An 18,184-nucleotide genomic window follows, 5' to 3' on the forward strand; every position below is an offset into this window, starting at 1 on the left:
AGAACAAAATGCTGGAATAATGAAGTTATTGTAATATAAATCAAAATAATATATAATAAAAGCTGGTGTGATTTTTATAAATGCAAATAAAAAGTGTATGAGACTATGGAATTTTAGATTTTTTTACCTGTTTTTCTTTTAAAATGTATGTGTGGAAAAACCTGAAAGATGAAGAGAATTTACTTTTAATGTTATATTAAATATAAGCAGCATAGTCTATTACATAAATTAGTTATATATTTGATTTTATTATAATATTCCAAAGAATAAAAAGGCATTTTTAGAGAGGGAATAAAATGGATACAAAAAAAAATAGAACAAGTAAATTAAAGACGAAAAAAGGAAAGAAAAAGATAAGAAGATTTTCAACTAAAACATTAGTTATATTTTTTGCATTTGAATTATTTTTTTCAGCGTGTACATTTCCTTTTATGATTTTATATGGACCATTTGAAAATGCAAAGTCTACATATGTTGGAGCTGCAATGACTTCAATGAGTCATCAGTTTTTGGTTAAATGGTTTATGTCTGATGAAAAAATAGCAGAAATTCAGGGACAGAATTCAGTTGAAACAAATGGAGAAAAAACTGATCTATCTCAAATAGAAATTCCAAAGGTCAAGGATGATACAATAGAAATACATACAATTGAAGGTAATTCAAAATATAATGGTTATTATATGATTGTAAAAGATCCAACCAGAGTTAAGATTGGAGTTACTTCAAAGCCAGGAGTAGAAGGAGAAACAACATCTCAAATCGCTGAAGAGAATGGTGCTATTGCAGCTATTAATGGAGGAGGATTCGTAGATCAATCTTCAACACAATCATGGACTGGAAATGGTGGGTTACCAACAGGTGTGGTTATGACAGATGGACAAGTTGTAAATGATGATTTAGAAGGTAAAGAAACAACATGTCTAGGTATAACTAAAGAAGGAAAAATGATGGTAGGGGATTATACAGTAAATGAGCTTAAGGAACAAGGGGTTCAAGAAGCTGTAAGTTTTACACCGGCTCTTATTATTGGTGGTAAAATGCTTACAATAAATGGGGATGGTGGATTTGGAATTGCTCCTAAGACTGCAATAGGACAAAGAAAAGATGGAGCAATAATTCTCATGGTTATAGATGGTAGAGAAATAGGAAGTTTTGGTGCTACGGTAAAAGAAGTACAAGAAATTATGTATCAACTGGGTGCGGTTAATGCTATTAATTTAGATGGTGGTAAATCAACAACAATGTATTATGATGGTGATATTGTAAATAAGCCATCAAATAGCATGGGTGAAAGAACTATTGCAACAGCAATTATTGTGAAATAAGGTGGGGGCAGGTTATGAAGATGTTTAAAAAGATAATTGCATGGGCAATGCTATCTATAATACTACAAGTTGGTGTTTTATACTTTTTAAATAACGTTGTATTTAAGCATACATCAGAATTTAAAAGTACCATGTTAGATTTAAAAAAGGATAATACAAAGGATATTAAAGGAACTATTTCAAGTACAGCTGAAAATATTAGTGTATCATATAATGGAAAATATTTAAGTTATAAGGAAGGCGATACCTTATACATTGAAGATGCTAAAACTGGAAAGAGTAACCAGGTTACAACAGAAGATAAAGGTACTATCCTTTATTATGACTGGCTTCCAGAGAGGGATATATTAGTAATAGCAGAGAAAATAGAAAAAGATAAGGAATCCAAGATTGAAATTATAACATATAATGCGGTTAATTCTTCAGAAACTCTTGTTAAGGAAGTATGTTCATATCAGGAAAATATGAAAGTTAAAAAAATAAGTGCATCTGTTTTTACTGGAGTATATTATGTAGATATAGATAAAGGCGGATCAAAGGATGTTGTTTATAGAATAGATAGAAATAATGATATGCAGCAAGTTAGTCTTAAGACTTATATTTTAGGTAATATACAAGTTATCCCACATGTAGATAGGTTGATATATGCGGATAAGATAAAAGGAACGTTTTATGTTACTTCACCTAATAAGCAGTTAAATTTTAATTCCAATAAAAAATTAACTCTTTTAGGAATTGATAGAAATGATGTAGTATATATGGGAGAACTTAATGGCGATAAGATAGCAAGTATAACATATGGTAAGGTTGATGATGATACTTCGACGTGGAAGAAGGTTACGCTTGATTCAGTTGCAAATGCTGCTGACGTATATTTTAATAATAATAGTGAAATCTTGATTAATGATAATCTTAAAGGAAGCGTTAAGAACTTAACTACAGGAAATGAAGTTGAATATGAAGGAAAGCTTATTCAAATTAAAGAAGATTTCATAGCTACTGTAGATAATAGCGGAAAATTAGTTTATAAAAATTTGAAATAGAATCTGTATAGTGAAGAGTATTCGAGTTTAATGTAATATTGAACTTGAATACTCTTTATAGTTATTTTCAGGAATATAGTGGTCATCTTAAGTTAAAATTAATTCGTGAAATGAATTCAAAGTTGTGACATCTAGTTTTTTGTGATATGATGATTGAAATAAACAATTGAGTTTTATGTTAGGCATATGAAAGAAAATAAGCAGGTGGGGTGATCTATTATTATTTTTTTGATAATGTCGTAAGTATAATCGGAAGATATAAGAGAAGGAGAAAAATATGAATTCAATATTTAATATGAGCAATGTAATATTTGATAAACTTATAATAATTCCTGGTATTATTATCGGTTTTACATTTCATGAATTTGCCCATGCATTTATAGCTGATAGATTAGGTGATAAAACACCAAGATTTCAAGGAAGATTAACTTTAAACCCAAGCTCGCATATTGATCCAATGGGATTTATTATGATTATAATTTTTGGATTTGGCTGGGCAAAGCCAGTGCAGGTTAACCCTTCAGCATACAAGAATTATCGTAGTGATGATTTAAAGGTAAGTTTAGCTGGGCCGATTACTAATTTCTTAATAGCTATAATAATGGCTATAGTATTAGGAATTTATATGAAACTTGGATATGGAATTATACCAAACGCACTATATAACGTATTAGGGCAGATGATAGGTGCTGCAATTACTGTTAATGTTGGACTAGGTTTATTTAATTTATTGCCTATACCACCTTTAGATGGTTTTAGCATTTTAAGAAATCTAAGCCCAAAAACTTTTTATAGATATGAGCAAAGTTTTTATCAATATCAAATTATTATAATGCTATTTATTTTATATTTTGGAGGGAGAATACTTTCAATTCCTCAAAGTATTATTGTAAATGCATTGTTAAAACTTATGCGTATGGTAGTTAATATCTTCTAAGGATGCGTAAGTACCTAAAAAGTTATAGTATAAATATATATTGACAAAATTTCACATAAATTATACAATGTATAATAATTTATATTAAAAAATTCTATGAAGAGGAAAGTAGTTTGATTGATTCCTTTAAGCACATGAGAAATATAGTGGAAGATTAACCTTCTGTTTTGATTATGATGCTTCAGCGAATAGAGATTTGGTGTAAGCTCTATGGATAGATTAAATGAAGAGAGCCTTGGAGAAATCACCTGAAATGAATATATGAAAATGGCTTTCTTAGCACTTTGTAAGTGGAGATTAATCATTTTAATATTAAGTAGTAGGGTCGATCGCAGTGAAGATTGCGTTAAAAATTACGAGAGATATTTTATCTATATAAAATATAATTAGAGTGGTACCGCGGATTAATCCGTCTCTTTGTTTAAAGAGACGGATTTTTTGTTGTAATTTTATTGAAAAGTGTGATTCTATCTAAGATTAAAAAATGAGGAGGGTATTTATGAATTATAAAAATAAGATTGCAGAATTAATAAAAACTCAGGTGGAATTAGAGATTGAAGACATCAAAAATTTAATTGAAATACCGCCAAAATCAGAAATGGGAGATTATGCTTTCCCTTGTTTTCAGTTATCAAAAGTCATGAAGAAAGCTCCTAATGTTATAGCAAAAGAACTTAAAGATTTAATTTTGCCAGAAGGCTTTGAAAAAATTGAAAACTTAGGACCATATCTTAACTTTTTTGTTAACAAGGGAATACTTGCAGAGAATATAATTAGCAAAGTCTTAAATGAAGGTGATGAGTTTGGAGCCTCGGATGCTGGGAAAGGAAAGACGGTATGCGTTGAATATTCTTCTCCTAATATAGCTAAACCCTTTCATGTAGGACATTTATCTACTACAGTTATAGGTAATTCTTTATATAAGATGTTTAAGAAAGAAGGATACAATGTAGTTGGAATAAATCATTTAGGTGATTGGGGAACACAATTTGGAAAACAGATATCAGCTTATGATAGATGGGTAGATGAAGAGGCACTAAATAAGAATCCAATTGATGAACTTTTAAGAATATACGTTAAATTTCATGAAGAAGCTGAGAAAGATACAACTCTTGAAGAAGAGGCAAGAGCTAATTTTAAAGCTTTGGAAAATGGTGATGAAAAAGCAATAACTCTTTGGAATAAATTTAGAGAATTAAGCCTAAAAGAATTTGAAAGAATATATGATATTTTAGGAATTAAATTTGATTCTCTAGCAGGTGAGGCATTTTACAATGATAAGATGGATATTCCAGTGAAGGAATTAAAGAAAAAAGGCCTTCTTGTAGAAAGTAATGGTGCTCAAGTTGTTATGTTAGAAGAATATAATATGCCTCCATGTATAGTGCTTAAAGGGGATGGTGCATCAATATATGCAACAAGAGATTTGGCAGCAGCTATATATAGAAAGAAAACTTATGATTTTTACAAATGTATTTATGTAGTTGGAAATCCACAAGCTCTACATTTTAAACAAGTATTTAAGGTGCTAGAGCTTGCAGGTCATGAATGGGCTAAAGACTGTGTGCATGTAGGATTTGGATTGGTTAAATTTGCAGATAGAAAACTTTCAACAAGGAATGGATCAGTTATCTTGCTTGATGATTTACTTCGTGAAGCTGTTACTAAGACAATAGAAATAATAAATGAAAAGAATCCAAATCTTAATAATAAAGAGGAGGCTGCAAAGAAAATAGGTGTTGGAGCAGTAAAGTTTATGTATCTTAAAAATTCAAGGGATAAAGATATAGTTTTTGATTGGAAAGAAATATTATCTTTCGATGGAGAAACTGGTCCGTATGTTCAATATTCATATGCTAGAGGGAATAGCATATTAAATAAAGGAAACAAATGTACTGAAACTCCAAGCTACAGTAAATTATGTTCAAAAGAAGAATTTGAATTGGTTAAGCTTATAGCAGGATTTAATGATGTGATAGTCTTAGCATTAGATAAATTGGAACCATCAATATTAACAAGATATATAGTAGAAGTTTCAAAGACTTTTAACAAATTCTATAATGCTCATTCAGTACTGAATTTAGAAGATGAAAAGTTAAAAGCAGCGAGATTAAATTTAGTAAAAGCAACATTACAAGTTATAAAGAATGGTTTGGATTTGCTTGGGATTGATATAGTGGAAGAAATGTAAAAGCTATACTTTATTTGTTTGAGGTGTATATAATTAGCTATAAAATTATATTTTCACCAAGTATAATAAATACTATAAGATAGTAAAAATATTAGTAGGAGAGTTTTTATGGAAGAATTTTTTGAGTTGATTAATAAGCGGCAGAGCTGCAGAAAATATCTAGATAAATATGTTGAAAAAGAAAAATTAATTAAGTGTATTGAAGCAGCAAGAATATCACCATCTGCATGCAATAGCCAGCCATGGCATTTTACAGTAGTAAATAACAAAGAGTTAGCTGCAAAAGTAGCTCTTTGCCTTCAGGATAAGATTATGAATAAATTTACTAGTGAGTGTTCAGCATTTATTGTAGTTGTAGAGGAGAGCGGAAATTTAACTTCACGTGCAGGAGCTTTAATAAAGCAGCAGGATTATAGATCTGTTGATATTGGAATAGCAACGGAACATATATGCCTTGCAGCAGCAGCACAGGAATTAGGGACCTGCATTTTAGGATGGTTTAATGAAAAAGAATTAAAAAAACTTTTAAATATCAGCAAACTAAAAAGAATTAAATTAGTAATAGCTATAGGTTACCCAAAAGATGATAATATAAGGAATAAGGTAAGAAAAAATATAAATGAAATTTCAACTTTTATAGAATAAGTACTAAGAATTTAAAAAACACTATCAATGAAGGTAAAATTGATAGTGTTTTATTAGCATTCAGTAAAATATATAATTTTTACAGGTGAGAAAACTAATTTAGGCTAATTAACGATTAACAGTTAATAATTTAAATAAGAAAAGCTTATAGCTTTCTGAAAAATATATATGAGGTGCGATCTGTTTATTTTATACTGCATAAATATTTGCACCTTACTTAAGCTTTTCTGAATTGAAAAAATAAAGTATAATGAAATAAGTAAAAAAAGGATGTGAGATAATGTCAAATATAGGTGCTTTTTTTGATTTAGATGGTACTTTGTACAGAGAAGGTTTGATTACTGAAGTATTTAAAAAAATGGTCAAATATGAGATTATCGGATCCGAAAGATGGTATAATGATTTGAGGCCATATTTCATGAAATGGGACAAAAGGCAGGGAGATTATGATAATTATCTATTAAAGATGATAGATATATATGTTGAGTCTATTAAGGGCTTAGAAAAGCATCAAATGGAGTATATAGCAAAAAAAGTTGTAGAACAAAAAGGTGATAGAGTATATACTTTTACGAGAGATAGAATAAAATGGCACCAGGTTAATAATCACACTTTAATAATAATATCAGGATCACCTTCAGAACTTGTAGGTGAAATGGCAAAAAAATATAAGTTTACAGATTACATAGGTGCAAAATATACTATAGATAAGGATAATATATATACAGGGGATGTTATTCCCATGTGGGATAGTAAAAGTAAAGAAAAAGCAATAAATGATTTTGTTAAAAGATATGATATAGATTTAAATGAAAGTTATGCATACGGAGATACAGCAGGAGATTATACCATGTTTAAGAGTGTAAAACATCCCTATTGTATGAATCCAACCAAAGAACTATTGCAAAAAGTATTAAAAGACAGAGAACTTATAAAGAATGTAAATGTTGTGGTTGAAAGAAAGGATGTAATATATAACTTGGATATTGAAGATATACAATTCTTATAGGAAAGAGTGATACTGTGATTATTCGTGAAAACAAGGTAAAAGTAGAGGAGTATATGGACGAGTTTATGATGAAGTCTCAGGATAAGGAATATAATCCAGAAGAAATTATTTTCTTTGATCTTGAGCATTATGTTTATAAAAAGCCCAAATGCATTGGAGTATTTGGAGCGTGTGAATATGATAAGAAAAAAAACAATATCCTAGTTACTCAATATATGATTGAAGATAGAGATGAGGCAACGAATATACTATATCTTGCCAAAGACTATTTTATGAGAATGAAACAAAAAGGAAAAAAGGCAATAATCACTTTTTCAGGTAATAATGATTTCACAGTCATTAACTATTTATTCAAAGAAAATGGAATATATTATGATTTTGATGAGGAATTTGATTCGATTGATATTCAAAAAGAATATGAAAAAAATAAGAAATTATCAATAGGACTTAAGAAATTAGAAAAAGTTTTTGATATTGTAAGAGAAGGAGAAGTAATCAGCGGTTCTAATTTAGCAAAAACCTTTCATAAGGTTATGAAAGATAAAAATTACTTTAAAAGAATGCCAGAAGAAAAGATAGAAAAAATACTTCTTTATAATGAGCAGGATGTCATAAACTTATATTATATTTATGTTAATTGGAAAAAATATATGTTTGAAGAGAATATAGAGCCTGAAGAATTTGAGGAAGAGCTAGAGGAAGAATTAGAAGAAGAATTAGATGATTCAGAGGAATCTGTAGAAAAAGAAGATCAAATAGATAATGATTTGAATTAAGTATTAATTGTTTAGTAGAAAATAATGAGAAATTAATATAAAATAATGAATAAGTTAGAAGTTGTTAATGTTTTAGTGTGAGCTTTAAAAATTAATATGTTTATATGACAAGGTTGGAGATCTAAATGAAGATTTCCAACCTTTATTTGATTGCTGCTTAATATTATTTCAATGAATGAAATTCTTTTACTTTTTATTAGCTACTGTTATTTTAGAGCCATCGGAGGAAATTAACACGGTACCATCTGTATCAGTTCTATAAGTTTTTATATTATGTATACTCAGAAGTTTTAGAGTATCTTTATTTGGATGATTATAAATATTATCTTTACCTACAGAAATTACTGCAATCGATGGATTGACTTTGTTTAAAAAATCACTACTGGTAGATGTCGATGAACCATGGTGGCCAACTTTGAGCACATCAGCACTAATATCACCATTATTATCTAAAATTTCTTTTTCTACATCTTTTTGAGCATCCCCTGTAAATAGAAAAGAGGTATTGCCATATTGGATCTTTATAACTGGTGAATAGTTGTTTAAATCTTCGTAGGAATCTCTGCAAGGAGAGAATACTGTAACTTGTGTATTTGGACCCAGATCGATGGAGTCGGTATCCTTTTTTATTACATTTATTTTTAAATTTTTATCTTTTAAAGCTTCTACCATTTCTTCAAAGGTTTTTGTTGTAGATTGAACTTTAGGTGCATAAAATTTTAATATATCATAATTTTTTATTACATCAGTCATATTGCCGATATGATCTTCATGGGGATGAGTTGCTATTACGTAGTCTAATTTATCTAAATTTAAGGAAGATAAATATCTATTAAACTTCTTTTTATCGGATTTAGGTCCTGAGTCTATTAACAAATTTTTATTGTTTATTTGAACAAGTATAGAATCTCCTTGACCAACGTCTATGAAATGTACCAGCATTGTTTTAGAATCTATTTTGTTATATTTATTGAAATTTCCTGCATGGAAATTATAACCTGCAATAATGCTAGAAAGCAGTAATATAGATAAAAAAATGAGCAATTTATTTTTCTTTATTTTAGTTTTTAGATTCATAAAATTAAAAAGTTCTCCTTGAGTATATAATTTTTTATAATTATTGTATCATTTTAGGTATAATATGGAAATAAAAATAATTTATTTCTTAATATTTTTTATATTTAACAATAAATAGTATACATATTAAACACGAACAAAACGAAAAAAATAGACTAAAATATTCACTTATTGTTGCTTGAATACTTGTGTTTATATAATTTTGAAAATTTAAATATATATATTATTCAGGGAAAATAAATATAAAAATTTATATCAAATACATTTTTACTTGATGTATAAATTTTAAAAATGAAGAAAAGTAAGGTTGAATATTGCAAAAAGTGTGATATAATTATTTCAATGTGCAATATTTAAAGAAAAATATGCAATATTTTAGTTTAGAAAAATTCATATGGGGGGCAATGATATGAAAAAAGAATTTTCCATGAGCAATGATAAAGTTATGATTAACTTCACAGCAAAGTATTGTAATAATTTTGAAGCTATATTAGAAAGTGATGGATTTAGACGAATTTTAGAGGTTTATTTACGAAGAGCTAAAAAGAAAAATTCTATAGCTTATAGATACTTAAATAATTCATTAGATACAGATAGCCTTATAGATATTAGAAAAGATTTAACAGTAGTAATAAAATATTTAACAGTTATGAGTACTAAAGAAGTTATGGAAGTTAATGCAGCATACTCAAAATTATTGGAGGATCCAGATAAATTCATTGTATTCATAGAAGATTTCTATTTATTCTGGAGAAGACTTGAAAGATATACTATAGTTCATAGATATAGGGTGCAGCAAGGTCTTGCAGCAGCAGGTTTCACAGAAGCAAATGCAAATTTTTCTACTCTTATATTGCAATTATATAGAAAGATTGAAGAAAATGTTGTAGGATATCAACCAAAGGTTTATAGACAAATACCAGCAGGCGGAAATGCTTGTATTATGATTCATGAGATGGAATGGGTAAGGCCGAATGGTTATGAAGCATTAGAAGAGATTCCATTTATAGATCATATTCTTTTAGAAACACCATTTATAACTTATCCAAAGAAAAATACCAGAGATGGTATGTTTACTGAGATAAAGTATAATCCATTGAAATATGCTCAAATAAACAAAGAGCATTGGTTCTGTTATCCAGCTAAAATAGGAGGATTACTTACTTTTATTTATTTCCACAGAGATTTTATGGAACATGGTATAACTTTATGTAATTTGTTTGAAATGGCAAGAAGTGAAGAAACAAGAGGAAGAAAACCAGATATTATCTATGTATATGGAGCTAAAGATGAAGATGATGAATTAAAGACAGTATTTTTTGATGATGTTAAAAATGATATAATGCTTGGATATGTAAGTCATTCAGAAAAAATTGATTATTTTGGATACCTTAAAAAGATGACATTAACTTTATATAATTTAATCATGATTAAGAGAGAATTTCTTCCAATACATGGTTCTATGGTTAATATTGTGCTAAAGAGTGGAAACGAGGCTAATGTTGTTATTATGGGAGATAGCGGTGCAGGTAAATCAGAAAGTTTGGAGGCATTTAGGAGTTTAAGTGAAGATTATATTTCTGATATGACAATTATTTTTGATGATATGGGTACCTTTAAAATAGAAGATGGTATTATAAAAGGATATGGAACTGAAATTGGTGCTTTTGTCAGACTAGATGATTTAGATCAGGGATATGCATTTAAAGAAATGGATAGGAGCATATTTATGAATCCTGATAAAGTCAATGCAAGATTGGTTGTTCCAGTGGCATCATATAAGGAGATAACAAAAGGTTATCCAGTAGATTTCTTTTTCTATGCCAATAATTATGAGGGGGCAGGAGAAGGAGAGAAATACCTGAATTATTTTAAGACACCAGAGGAAGCAATAAAGGTGTTTAAAGCTGGAGCAAGAATGGCAAAAGGAACAACTACTGAAGAGGGACTTGTAGAATCATTTTTTGCAAATCCATTTGGACCGGCACAAAAGCAGGATGAGACTAATATACTTATTGATAAGTATTTCGATATTATGTTTGAAACAGAGCAAGTTAAAGTTGGACAGATAAGAACCTGCTTAGGGGTAAAGGGCCAAGAAAAAGAAGGACCAAGAAATGCAGCAATAGAACTATTTGATGAAATAAAGAAACTAAAATAGAATTTATATAATTGAATGAAAAAAAGGATTAAGATAATGGAAATCTTAATCCTTTTTTAATTTATCTTTCAAAGATTTTAATATACCAGTTAATTGCTTAGAAGAAAGATTTCTTCTTAAATACTTATTATTTATATTGAATTTAAATTTATTAAAAATAGATTCAAAGGTTCTCATTTTATCTATAGCTTTTTCTTTTGTGAAACTAAATAATATGCTGGGTTTGTCTAATAAAAAGTTAACCGGTGCAAATTGAAAACAATAGGATAATTTTTCGAATTCTATTAAAGAAGCCAATGTAAAACAAAGATCAATAATAAAATAAACTAAAATTATTGAAATCAGTATATCGCTAAATGCTATATGAATGTGATTAACAATCCTATTAACGACCGGATGTATTATTTTAATTATTACGACTTCTCCAATTCCCCAAAGTAAAGAATATGGCACACAGACTCTTCCATGTAAATTTAGTGGATCCTCAGTATAATCCCACCATTTAGTTTTGAATGTTTTTTCTAACACATATCCCGTGATATACTCTAAAACTGATGTGAAAAAGGCAGCTAGGAAAAATAATGTAAATATATTATTTTTATAGCCATTAAGAAAAGTTATGAGAAATAAGACACCAAAACCATATATTGGGCAAAATGGACCGTATAGAAATCCACGATTGACAAATCTATGTTCAATTTTAAAATAATATATAACTTCGAGACACCAGCCAGCAAAAGAATAAAATGTAAAGAAATATATTAAATTATAAAAATTAAAATTTAAATTAAAATTTAAATTATGCATCGTGCTCAAATACATGCCTACCTCCCAGTAAAAAATAATAAGTATTTATAGTTTATTATATTATATATCAAATTGTGCACAAAAAATATTAATTTAAAATTAAAAATTCCTTATAACATATTTAAGAAATCCTTAATGAAAGATTCTCTGTATGTTAAAGGAATTTTTAATGTAAATAATATTTAGAATGTATTAAACATTATTAATAACTAATGAGCCCTTTCTTTCATAAAGAAAGAAATAGAATATATACTGGCGATTCCAACTAAAGAATAAATTATTCTAGATAGTAGAGATAAGGTTCCAAAAATTGAATCTACTAAATTAAATTGGAAAAGTCCAACTAAACCCCAGTTTATACCACCTATAATTACTAATATAAGTACAATAGTATCTAAAAGTTTCATATATGAACACTCCTTATTTATAATATATAGGTAGTATGTATACAAAAAGATATTTTTATTCTATAAATTCAATAAAATTTTTATAGTGTTATATTTCTATCTATAGGTTGAGATAAAGAAACAAAGGTATCTGTTCTTTGTATTCCAGCAATGTTATTTATCTTATTAAGCAGAACATCTTGCAAGTCTGAAATATTGCTGCAGACTACTTTAGCAAACATAGAATAATCACCAGTAGTTAGATGTAATTCTACGACCTCTTTTATAGTTGCCATTTGATCAAAGACAGAATTGAAAGAAGAGGTTTGATCAACATATATTCCAACAAAACAACAAACATCATAACCTAACTTAGGAAGATTTAAAATTATCCTTGAACCTTTTATTATACCTAAGTCTTCCATCTTTTTCATTCTTACGTGTATAGTACCGCCACTTACATGGCATATTCTTGCAATTTCTAAATATGGAGTTCTACAATCTTTTATTAATAAGTCTAGTATCTGTAAATCTAATTCATCTAAATGGTTGTTTGAGATTAAATTCATTATATCACCTCATAATATTCTTATAATGTACTTTTTTTATTTTATCAAATTTGAAGGAGAAATTAAAGATAAAACTATAAAATTGTAAAAAAAAAAAATATAATATTGATATTTTAATAAAATTTATTGAATTTAAATACGGCTCTATACTAATATAATTATTATAGAGCAAAATGAGTGCTTGATAATAGTTTACATATAAATTATTATTAACCATATAGACATTTTTATAGGAGGATATGTGGATAGATGAATATTTTAACTACAGTTATTTTATTTGTATTAATGCTTGCTGTTATATTGGGAGCTAATATAGTGTGCAGAAAATATATATTTAACAAAGTACGTATAAATAAGTGGATTCCTTTAGCAATAGCAGCAGCATTTCTAATAATTCAAATACTTATAGGAACAACCAATATATATGTTTCAACTGGACTATCAATTTTAACAGTTTTATTTTTCTTATGGTACATGGATATAATACAAACTGGCGGACCTAAGAAGAAGGGGAAACAAATAACAATTAAGCCAAAAGCTAAACCTAATAGAGTTAAGAAAAACAAATAAATTAAACATATTGATTTAAAATAACAAGTCAAATGAAAAATCTTTGACTTGTTATTTTTATGAACGTAGAAGAGATTATAGGCGTAACTTATGTTACAGGATATAAAGACTTCTAGTTTCTAAAGATAGGGGAACTTATGGCAATTTTATTGTTATCTAATAGTATTTTAATTACATACCAAAGTTCAGTTCCAAGAGGCTCGTGATTATATAGATACTTTACTTTATTTAGGTTTAAATTAGATACTTTTTTTATTACTGTTCCTTGAGCAGAGATGATATGAATTTCTAATATTTTATGAGCTGTATCGCTTGCAAATATTGTGAATTGAAGAGTTTCATCTTCAAGTGGAATTATATCACCCATGAAGCTGTTATTTATTGTAAAGTACATAGTTAAAGTTTTCGATTCAGTTGAATACGTGTGACGATTCCTAAAAGCATTAATTAGAGAAGCTGTTGATAACTCTTCTGTGATTATACAGGTTAGGTTTTCATCATCACCAAAATTTAGCCTGTGATTATCTTGGCCATTTATTGCACCAAGCTTCCAATTGCTGTCAAGTAAATGATAATAATATTTTTCATATCTTAAGTATTTGTTTGGGTAGGAACCATTTCCGACCTCTATTGAAGTTATTAGTTTGTTTAAGATAGGATTATGTTCTAAATATGCAATTGTTTTATGTGGATGGTTAATTGAAATGAATGCATTAGGATTGTTAAGCATCCAAAGAATCAACAATTGCAGATTATTTACAGTTCCTGTGAAAAATCTATTTGAGTTTACGATATTAATATCTCCAAAGGGGCTAGTCTTACTCTCAAAACCTATTACAGCTAAAAAATTTTCATGTCTTTTATTATAACGTGCAGCTAAATATTTAGCTGTATCCCATTTACTTAACTCATTTCCTTTTAAACGTATATTCTTAGTTAGATAATTATTGTGATCTGTTAAGATTAAGAAATCAAGTCCATTATGCCTTGCATAATCAAAAGCTTCAATAGGAGTACCTTGTCCAGTAGAAAAACCACAATGAGCATGAGGAATGCCATAGTAAAAATTTAATTCATCAATGTCAAGCTTATCGTTAAGGGATTTTCTTTTACCCAATAATAAAACCTCTAAAAATTATTATATTATATATTATTAGGTAAGAGGTTAAAATAATGACAACAACTCAATGTAATGTTAAAATAACTTTAGGATTTATAGTACGATAAAAAATAATTGATCGGTGTAATATAATTATACATTATTTTTTCATGTATATAATGGAGTGGTAGCAATGATAAAGAGATATAAAAATAAAGAGCCAAATTTGGATAATAACTTGTACATATCAGAAACATCAGTGGTCATAGGAGATGTAACCATTAAAAAGAATGCAAGCATATGGTTTGGAGCTGTATTAAGAGGGGATGAGGCACCTATAGTAGTTGGTGAGAATACAAATATTCAAGATAATTGTGTGATACATGCTGATGAGGGGAATAATGTAATCATTGGAGATGGATGTACTATAGGACATGGCGCTATAATACATGGCTGTAATATTAAGAATAATGTGCTGGTTGGAATGGGAGCAATAATATTAAATGGTGCTAAAATTGGTAATAATACAATTATAGGAGCGGGAAGCCTAGTAACTCAAAATAAAGAATTTGAAGACGGAGTGTTAATTTTTGGAAATCCTGCAAAAGTAGTAAGAAAATTAACGGAAGAAGAAATTGAAGAAAATAAAAAAGCATGTCTAATTTATTTAAAAGCAAGTAAAGAGTATAAATAGAACAAAACAAGTATATTTGCTTAAATAAGAAAATTAATATAAAATATTTTCTTTAAGGTTAAAAAGATAACAAACAAATATAATTTTAGATTAAAAGATAAAAACAAATATAATGCAGACGAAAGTCATTTAGATTAATGGAGGAAATGAAATGATAGCAGTAGGTCAATATGATACTTTAAAAGTAAGTAAGAAAGTAGAATTCGGATATTATCTTGAAGATAGGTTTGGAGATGAAGTACTACTTCCTAATAGTGCAGCAAAAGGACATGAAATAAAAGAAGGCGATAAATTAGAAGTATTTATATATAGAGATTCAAAGGATAGGTTGATTTCTACTTTAAAAAAACCATTATTGACAGTTGGGCAAATTGGTTACCTAGAAGTTGTAAGCCAAAATGATATTGGAGCTTTTGTAAATTTTGGACTTGAAAGAGATTTATTTGTTCCTTTAAAAGAACAGAACTTTAAGCTTAAAGACGGGAAAAAATATTTGTTTTACATGTATGTAGATAAAACTGATAGATTAGCTGCAACAACAAGAATACATCCATATTTAGATATTGCAGAAGAAGGAAAATATAAGATTTCAGATGAGGTAAGTGCAATAGTATATGAAACAAATGAAAATGGAACTTTAAATGTAGCTATAAATGGTGAGTATAGAGGACTAATATTAACTAATGAGCATTTTGATTATATATATCCAGGACAGGAAATAAAGGCAAGAGTTAAGAGAATCTATGAAGATGGAACTATTGGAATAACAACTAGAAAGAAAAGATTAGAAGCGCGAAGTGAGTTAAGCGAAACAATACTTAAATTCTTAAGAGAAAATGGAGGATTTATGCCATTTAATGATAAGTCTTCACCTGAAGATATAAAGAATCAATTTAATACAAGTAAAAATTATTTTAAGATGACGCTTGGCGGATTAATGAAAGAAAAATTAATAACACAAGATAAAGAAGGAACAAGACTTTTATAAGTCACAAGAAGTTTACACCCTATGTATTGCAGATGACAGGTTTTGTTAAGAAAGTTTTCAATTAGTTAAGAGTTAAAAATTATAAGTTAAGAGCTTGAATGAAGAAAAGCTGCTAGCTTTTCAAAAATGACAATTTTTAGAAATCCCTATAAGGATTTCATCCTCAACTCATGACTCTTAATCTTTAACTCTTAACTGTTTTAATCCTTAATAAAAAATATACTCACATATAGTAAGTATATTTTTTTAATATTATTGTACATCTTTTGATATTCTTGTTCTAAATAATAAGTTTTTCAGGCTCTTCCAGTTAAATGGTATTAGTGGGTAGAAATATTTATCTCCTGCTATTGTTTTGGTACTTGCCATGACTATTAGTATAAATATAATTCCACCTATAAATCCCCAGAATCCAAAAAAACCACAAAGTATTAATAGAATCATCCTTGCAAATTTTAAAGCAAAATTCATTTCTATACTAGGCTGAGTGAAGTCTCCAAGAGTAACTATAGACATATATAATATAGATTGAGGAATAAACCAGCCTGTTTTTATTGCATATTCACCAAGGATTAAACCTCCAATTAATGACATTGCACTTCCAAGTGGACTTGGCGTGTTTAAGCCTGCTAGTTTTAATACATCCACAGCAAATTCTAAAAGAATAAATTGATATAGTATTGGAATAGCAAAGTAATCCTGCGGCTTTAAAAAATCAAAAAAAGCTGGAGCAAAGACATTACCATTTACAAAAAGTAAGTAAACTGGAGTTAGTAATATTGTTGCAAGCATTACTAAATTCCTGACTATCCTCAAATAGTTTCCTGTAAATATAGGAAAATAATAATCATTTATATCCTGCAAGAAATCAAAAACTCCAGTTGGAAGAATCATGATATTTGGAGAATTATCTACAATGACTGCTATTTTTCCTTCAACTATATGAGCAGCAGCTATATCAGGTCTTTCAGTATATCTTACTTTTGGTAAAGGATTAAGCCAGTTTTTCCTGCACATCACATCAATTAAGCTTTGATCACCAAGAGTTAAGGCTTTTATATCTATCTTTGATAAACTGTCAACTATTAGATCGTGAGCTTTAGTATCTGCCACTCCATCTATATATGCAAGGCAGACGTCTGTCTGTGATACGTCACCAATTTGATGTATTTCGCAAACTAATCTAGGATCACGTATTCTCCTTCGAAGAAAAGCAGTATTAAATACTAATTTTTCAATAAAACCATCTCTTCCGCCTCTTAAGGTTTTTTCTTTTTCTGGTTTTGATGAATCTGCACCTGGATAAGTACGTAAATCTAGGATTGCAAATGCAGGATATCCATCAACATATAGTATTGTTTGACCTGTTAATAGAGATAATATGACCTTATCAAGATCACTCTGACTTTCGACAGATACATGGTGAATTTCATTATTCATAAAATCATCAAATGTTTTATATAAATTCATAGTTTCGGGAGATATCTTGAAAAAGGACTTTAATATATCTTCCATTATATTATCTTTTATAAATCCATTTAAAAAATACAAAACGGAATTTCGTCCGGCTACTACAAATTTTCTTTCAACAATATCAAAACTTTTATCTATTGCTAAATGTGAATGAATTAATTGAATAGTTTCGTTGAAATTAGATGAGACATTCAAATTATATAACCTTCTCTCTTTAATAAAATAATAATCTATATAAAAAATATTTATTCAAGCTATTTCAATATGCCTTATAGAGGTAGTATGGCATATTAAAACGAATAGTATTCACAATTATTTTCTTTAATATAAAAGGAAATAAGGCACATGAAAGTTATTAAAATAAGAGATAGTTTGGCACAACATATAAATTAAGTCATATTTTAATAATATAGGACATATGATAATTCACTAAT

The 18,184-nt window shown here is 28.4% G+C and carries 17 protein-coding genes; 11 read left to right on the forward strand and 6 right to left on the reverse strand.

Going from position 1 to position 18,184, the window contains the following annotated elements:
- Positions 1-296 precede the first annotated feature (296 nt).
- From CDLVIII_RS07960 to CDLVIII_RS07990, 7 genes are all read left to right on the forward strand, one after another.
- The gene (locus tag CDLVIII_RS07960; protein ID WP_009168931.1) at positions 297-1,325 is read left to right on the forward strand and encodes a phosphodiester glycosidase family protein; all 1,029 of its coding nucleotides are present in this window, start codon (positions 297-299) and stop codon (positions 1,323-1,325) included.
- Between the two features lie 14 nt (positions 1,326-1,339).
- The gene (locus CDLVIII_RS07965) at positions 1,340-2,368 is read left to right on the forward strand and encodes a hypothetical protein (RefSeq protein ID WP_009168932.1); all 1,029 of its coding nucleotides are present in this window, start codon (positions 1,340-1,342) and stop codon (positions 2,366-2,368) included.
- A 277-nt stretch (positions 2,369-2,645) separates the two neighbouring features.
- Entirely contained in the window at positions 2,646-3,305 is a 660-nt protein-coding gene (locus CDLVIII_RS07970; RefSeq protein WP_009168933.1) for a site-2 protease family protein, read from the forward strand.
- Positions 3,306-3,804: 499 nt separating this feature from the next.
- Positions 3,805-5,496: an arginine--tRNA ligase gene (argS, locus tag CDLVIII_RS07975; RefSeq protein ID WP_009168934.1), complete on the forward strand. Its 1,692-nt coding sequence runs from the start codon at positions 3,805-3,807 to the stop codon at positions 5,494-5,496.
- 108 nt (positions 5,497-5,604) lie between these two features.
- Complete coding sequence (locus CDLVIII_RS07980) at positions 5,605-6,141, forward strand: nitroreductase family protein (RefSeq protein WP_009168935.1); 537 nt, start codon at positions 5,605-5,607, stop codon at positions 6,139-6,141.
- A gap of 280 nt (positions 6,142-6,421) precedes the next feature.
- Positions 6,422-7,150: an HAD-IB family hydrolase gene (locus CDLVIII_RS07985; RefSeq protein ID WP_009168936.1), complete on the forward strand. Its 729-nt coding sequence runs from the start codon at positions 6,422-6,424 to the stop codon at positions 7,148-7,150.
- 14 nt (positions 7,151-7,164) lie between these two features.
- Positions 7,165-7,926, forward strand: coding sequence for a ribonuclease H-like domain-containing protein (locus tag CDLVIII_RS07990; RefSeq protein ID WP_009168937.1), 762 nt, complete (start codon positions 7,165-7,167; stop codon positions 7,924-7,926).
- 186 nt (positions 7,927-8,112) lie between these two features.
- Here the strand turns inward: CDLVIII_RS07990 and CDLVIII_RS07995 are convergent, their stop codons facing one another.
- A complete protein-coding gene (locus tag CDLVIII_RS07995) occupies positions 8,113-9,003 on the reverse strand; it encodes a ComEC/Rec2 family competence protein (RefSeq protein WP_009168938.1) in 891 nt (296 codons plus the stop codon).
- Positions 9,004-9,412: 409 nt separating this feature from the next.
- On the opposite strand from CDLVIII_RS07995, the gene CDLVIII_RS08000 reads away from it, so the two are divergent.
- A complete protein-coding gene (locus tag CDLVIII_RS08000; protein WP_009168939.1) occupies positions 9,413-11,164 on the forward strand; it encodes a phosphoenolpyruvate carboxykinase in 1,752 nt (583 codons plus the stop codon).
- Between the two features lie 45 nt (positions 11,165-11,209).
- On the opposite strand, the gene CDLVIII_RS08005 is transcribed toward CDLVIII_RS08000, so the two are convergent.
- From CDLVIII_RS08005 to CDLVIII_RS08015, 3 genes are all read right to left on the reverse strand, one after another.
- The gene (locus CDLVIII_RS08005; protein ID WP_009168940.1) at positions 11,210-11,986 is read right to left on the reverse strand and encodes a putative ABC transporter permease; all 777 of its coding nucleotides are present in this window, start codon (positions 11,984-11,986) and stop codon (positions 11,210-11,212) included.
- A 194-nt stretch (positions 11,987-12,180) separates the two neighbouring features.
- Positions 12,181-12,378 (reverse strand): DUF378 domain-containing protein, encoded by a 198-nt coding sequence (locus CDLVIII_RS08010; protein ID WP_009168941.1) that lies wholly within the window; start codon positions 12,376-12,378, stop codon positions 12,181-12,183.
- A gap of 80 nt (positions 12,379-12,458) precedes the next feature.
- Positions 12,459-12,926, reverse strand: a complete 468-nt coding sequence (locus CDLVIII_RS08015) for an Lrp/AsnC ligand binding domain-containing protein (protein ID WP_009168942.1) — start codon at positions 12,924-12,926, stop codon at positions 12,459-12,461.
- Between the two features lie 249 nt (positions 12,927-13,175).
- On the opposite strand from CDLVIII_RS08015, the gene CDLVIII_RS08020 reads away from it, so the two are divergent.
- Entirely contained in the window at positions 13,176-13,496 is a 321-nt protein-coding gene (locus tag CDLVIII_RS08020) for a hypothetical protein (protein WP_009168943.1), read from the forward strand.
- A 112-nt stretch (positions 13,497-13,608) separates the two neighbouring features.
- Here CDLVIII_RS08020 and CDLVIII_RS08025 read toward each other — a convergent pair whose 3' ends face one another.
- Entirely contained in the window at positions 13,609-14,613 is a 1,005-nt protein-coding gene (locus tag CDLVIII_RS08025; RefSeq protein WP_009168944.1) for a hypothetical protein, read from the reverse strand.
- Positions 14,614-14,788: 175 nt separating this feature from the next.
- On the opposite strand from CDLVIII_RS08025, the gene CDLVIII_RS08030 reads away from it, so the two are divergent.
- The gene (locus CDLVIII_RS08030; protein ID WP_009168945.1) at positions 14,789-15,289 is read left to right on the forward strand and encodes a gamma carbonic anhydrase family protein; all 501 of its coding nucleotides are present in this window, start codon (positions 14,789-14,791) and stop codon (positions 15,287-15,289) included.
- 151 nt (positions 15,290-15,440) lie between these two features.
- Entirely contained in the window at positions 15,441-16,277 is an 837-nt protein-coding gene (locus tag CDLVIII_RS08035; protein ID WP_009168946.1) for a S1-like domain-containing RNA-binding protein, read from the forward strand.
- Between the two features lie 252 nt (positions 16,278-16,529).
- Here CDLVIII_RS08035 and CDLVIII_RS08040 read toward each other — a convergent pair whose 3' ends face one another.
- Positions 16,530-17,945 (reverse strand): spore germination protein, encoded by a 1,416-nt coding sequence (locus CDLVIII_RS08040; protein WP_009168947.1) that lies wholly within the window; start codon positions 17,943-17,945, stop codon positions 16,530-16,532.
- Positions 17,946-18,184 lie beyond the last annotated feature (239 nt).

The sequence above is a fragment of the Clostridium sp. DL-VIII genome, from assembly GCF_000230835.1.
Taxonomy (GTDB): Bacteria; Bacillota; Clostridia; order Clostridiales; family Clostridiaceae; genus Clostridium.

Bases quoted from the DNA above. Each gene is read 5' to 3' on its own strand.
- CDLVIII_RS07965 (WP_009168932.1), top strand. From the start codon at position 1,340: ATGAAGATGTTTAAAAAGATAATTGCATGGGCAATGCTATCTATAATA.
- CDLVIII_RS07970 (WP_009168933.1), top strand. From the start codon at position 2,646: ATGAATTCAATATTTAATATGAGCAATGTAATATTTGATAAACTTATA.
- CDLVIII_RS08010 (WP_009168941.1), bottom strand. From the start codon at position 12,378: ATGAAACTTTTAGATACTATTGTACTTATATTAGTAATTATAGGTGGT.
- CDLVIII_RS07980 (WP_009168935.1), top strand. From the start codon at position 5,605: ATGGAAGAATTTTTTGAGTTGATTAATAAGCGGCAGAGCTGCAGAAAA.
- CDLVIII_RS08020 (WP_009168943.1), top strand. From the start codon at position 13,176: ATGAATATTTTAACTACAGTTATTTTATTTGTATTAATGCTTGCTGTT.
- CDLVIII_RS07985 (WP_009168936.1), top strand. From the start codon at position 6,422: ATGTCAAATATAGGTGCTTTTTTTGATTTAGATGGTACTTTGTACAGA.
- argS (WP_009168934.1), top strand. From the start codon at position 3,805: ATGAATTATAAAAATAAGATTGCAGAATTAATAAAAACTCAGGTGGAA.
- CDLVIII_RS08000 (WP_009168939.1), top strand. From the start codon at position 9,413: ATGAAAAAAGAATTTTCCATGAGCAATGATAAAGTTATGATTAACTTC.
- CDLVIII_RS08005 (WP_009168940.1), bottom strand. From the start codon at position 11,986: ATGTATTTGAGCACGATGCATAATTTAAATTTTAATTTAAATTTTAAT.
- CDLVIII_RS08015 (WP_009168942.1), bottom strand. From the start codon at position 12,926: ATGAATTTAATCTCAAACAACCATTTAGATGAATTAGATTTACAGATA.
- CDLVIII_RS07960 (WP_009168931.1), top strand. From the start codon at position 297: ATGGATACAAAAAAAAATAGAACAAGTAAATTAAAGACGAAAAAAGGA.
- CDLVIII_RS08030 (WP_009168945.1), top strand. From the start codon at position 14,789: ATGATAAAGAGATATAAAAATAAAGAGCCAAATTTGGATAATAACTTG.
- CDLVIII_RS07995 (WP_009168938.1), bottom strand. From the start codon at position 9,003: ATGAATCTAAAAACTAAAATAAAGAAAAATAAATTGCTCATTTTTTTA.
- CDLVIII_RS08035 (WP_009168946.1), top strand. From the start codon at position 15,441: ATGATAGCAGTAGGTCAATATGATACTTTAAAAGTAAGTAAGAAAGTA.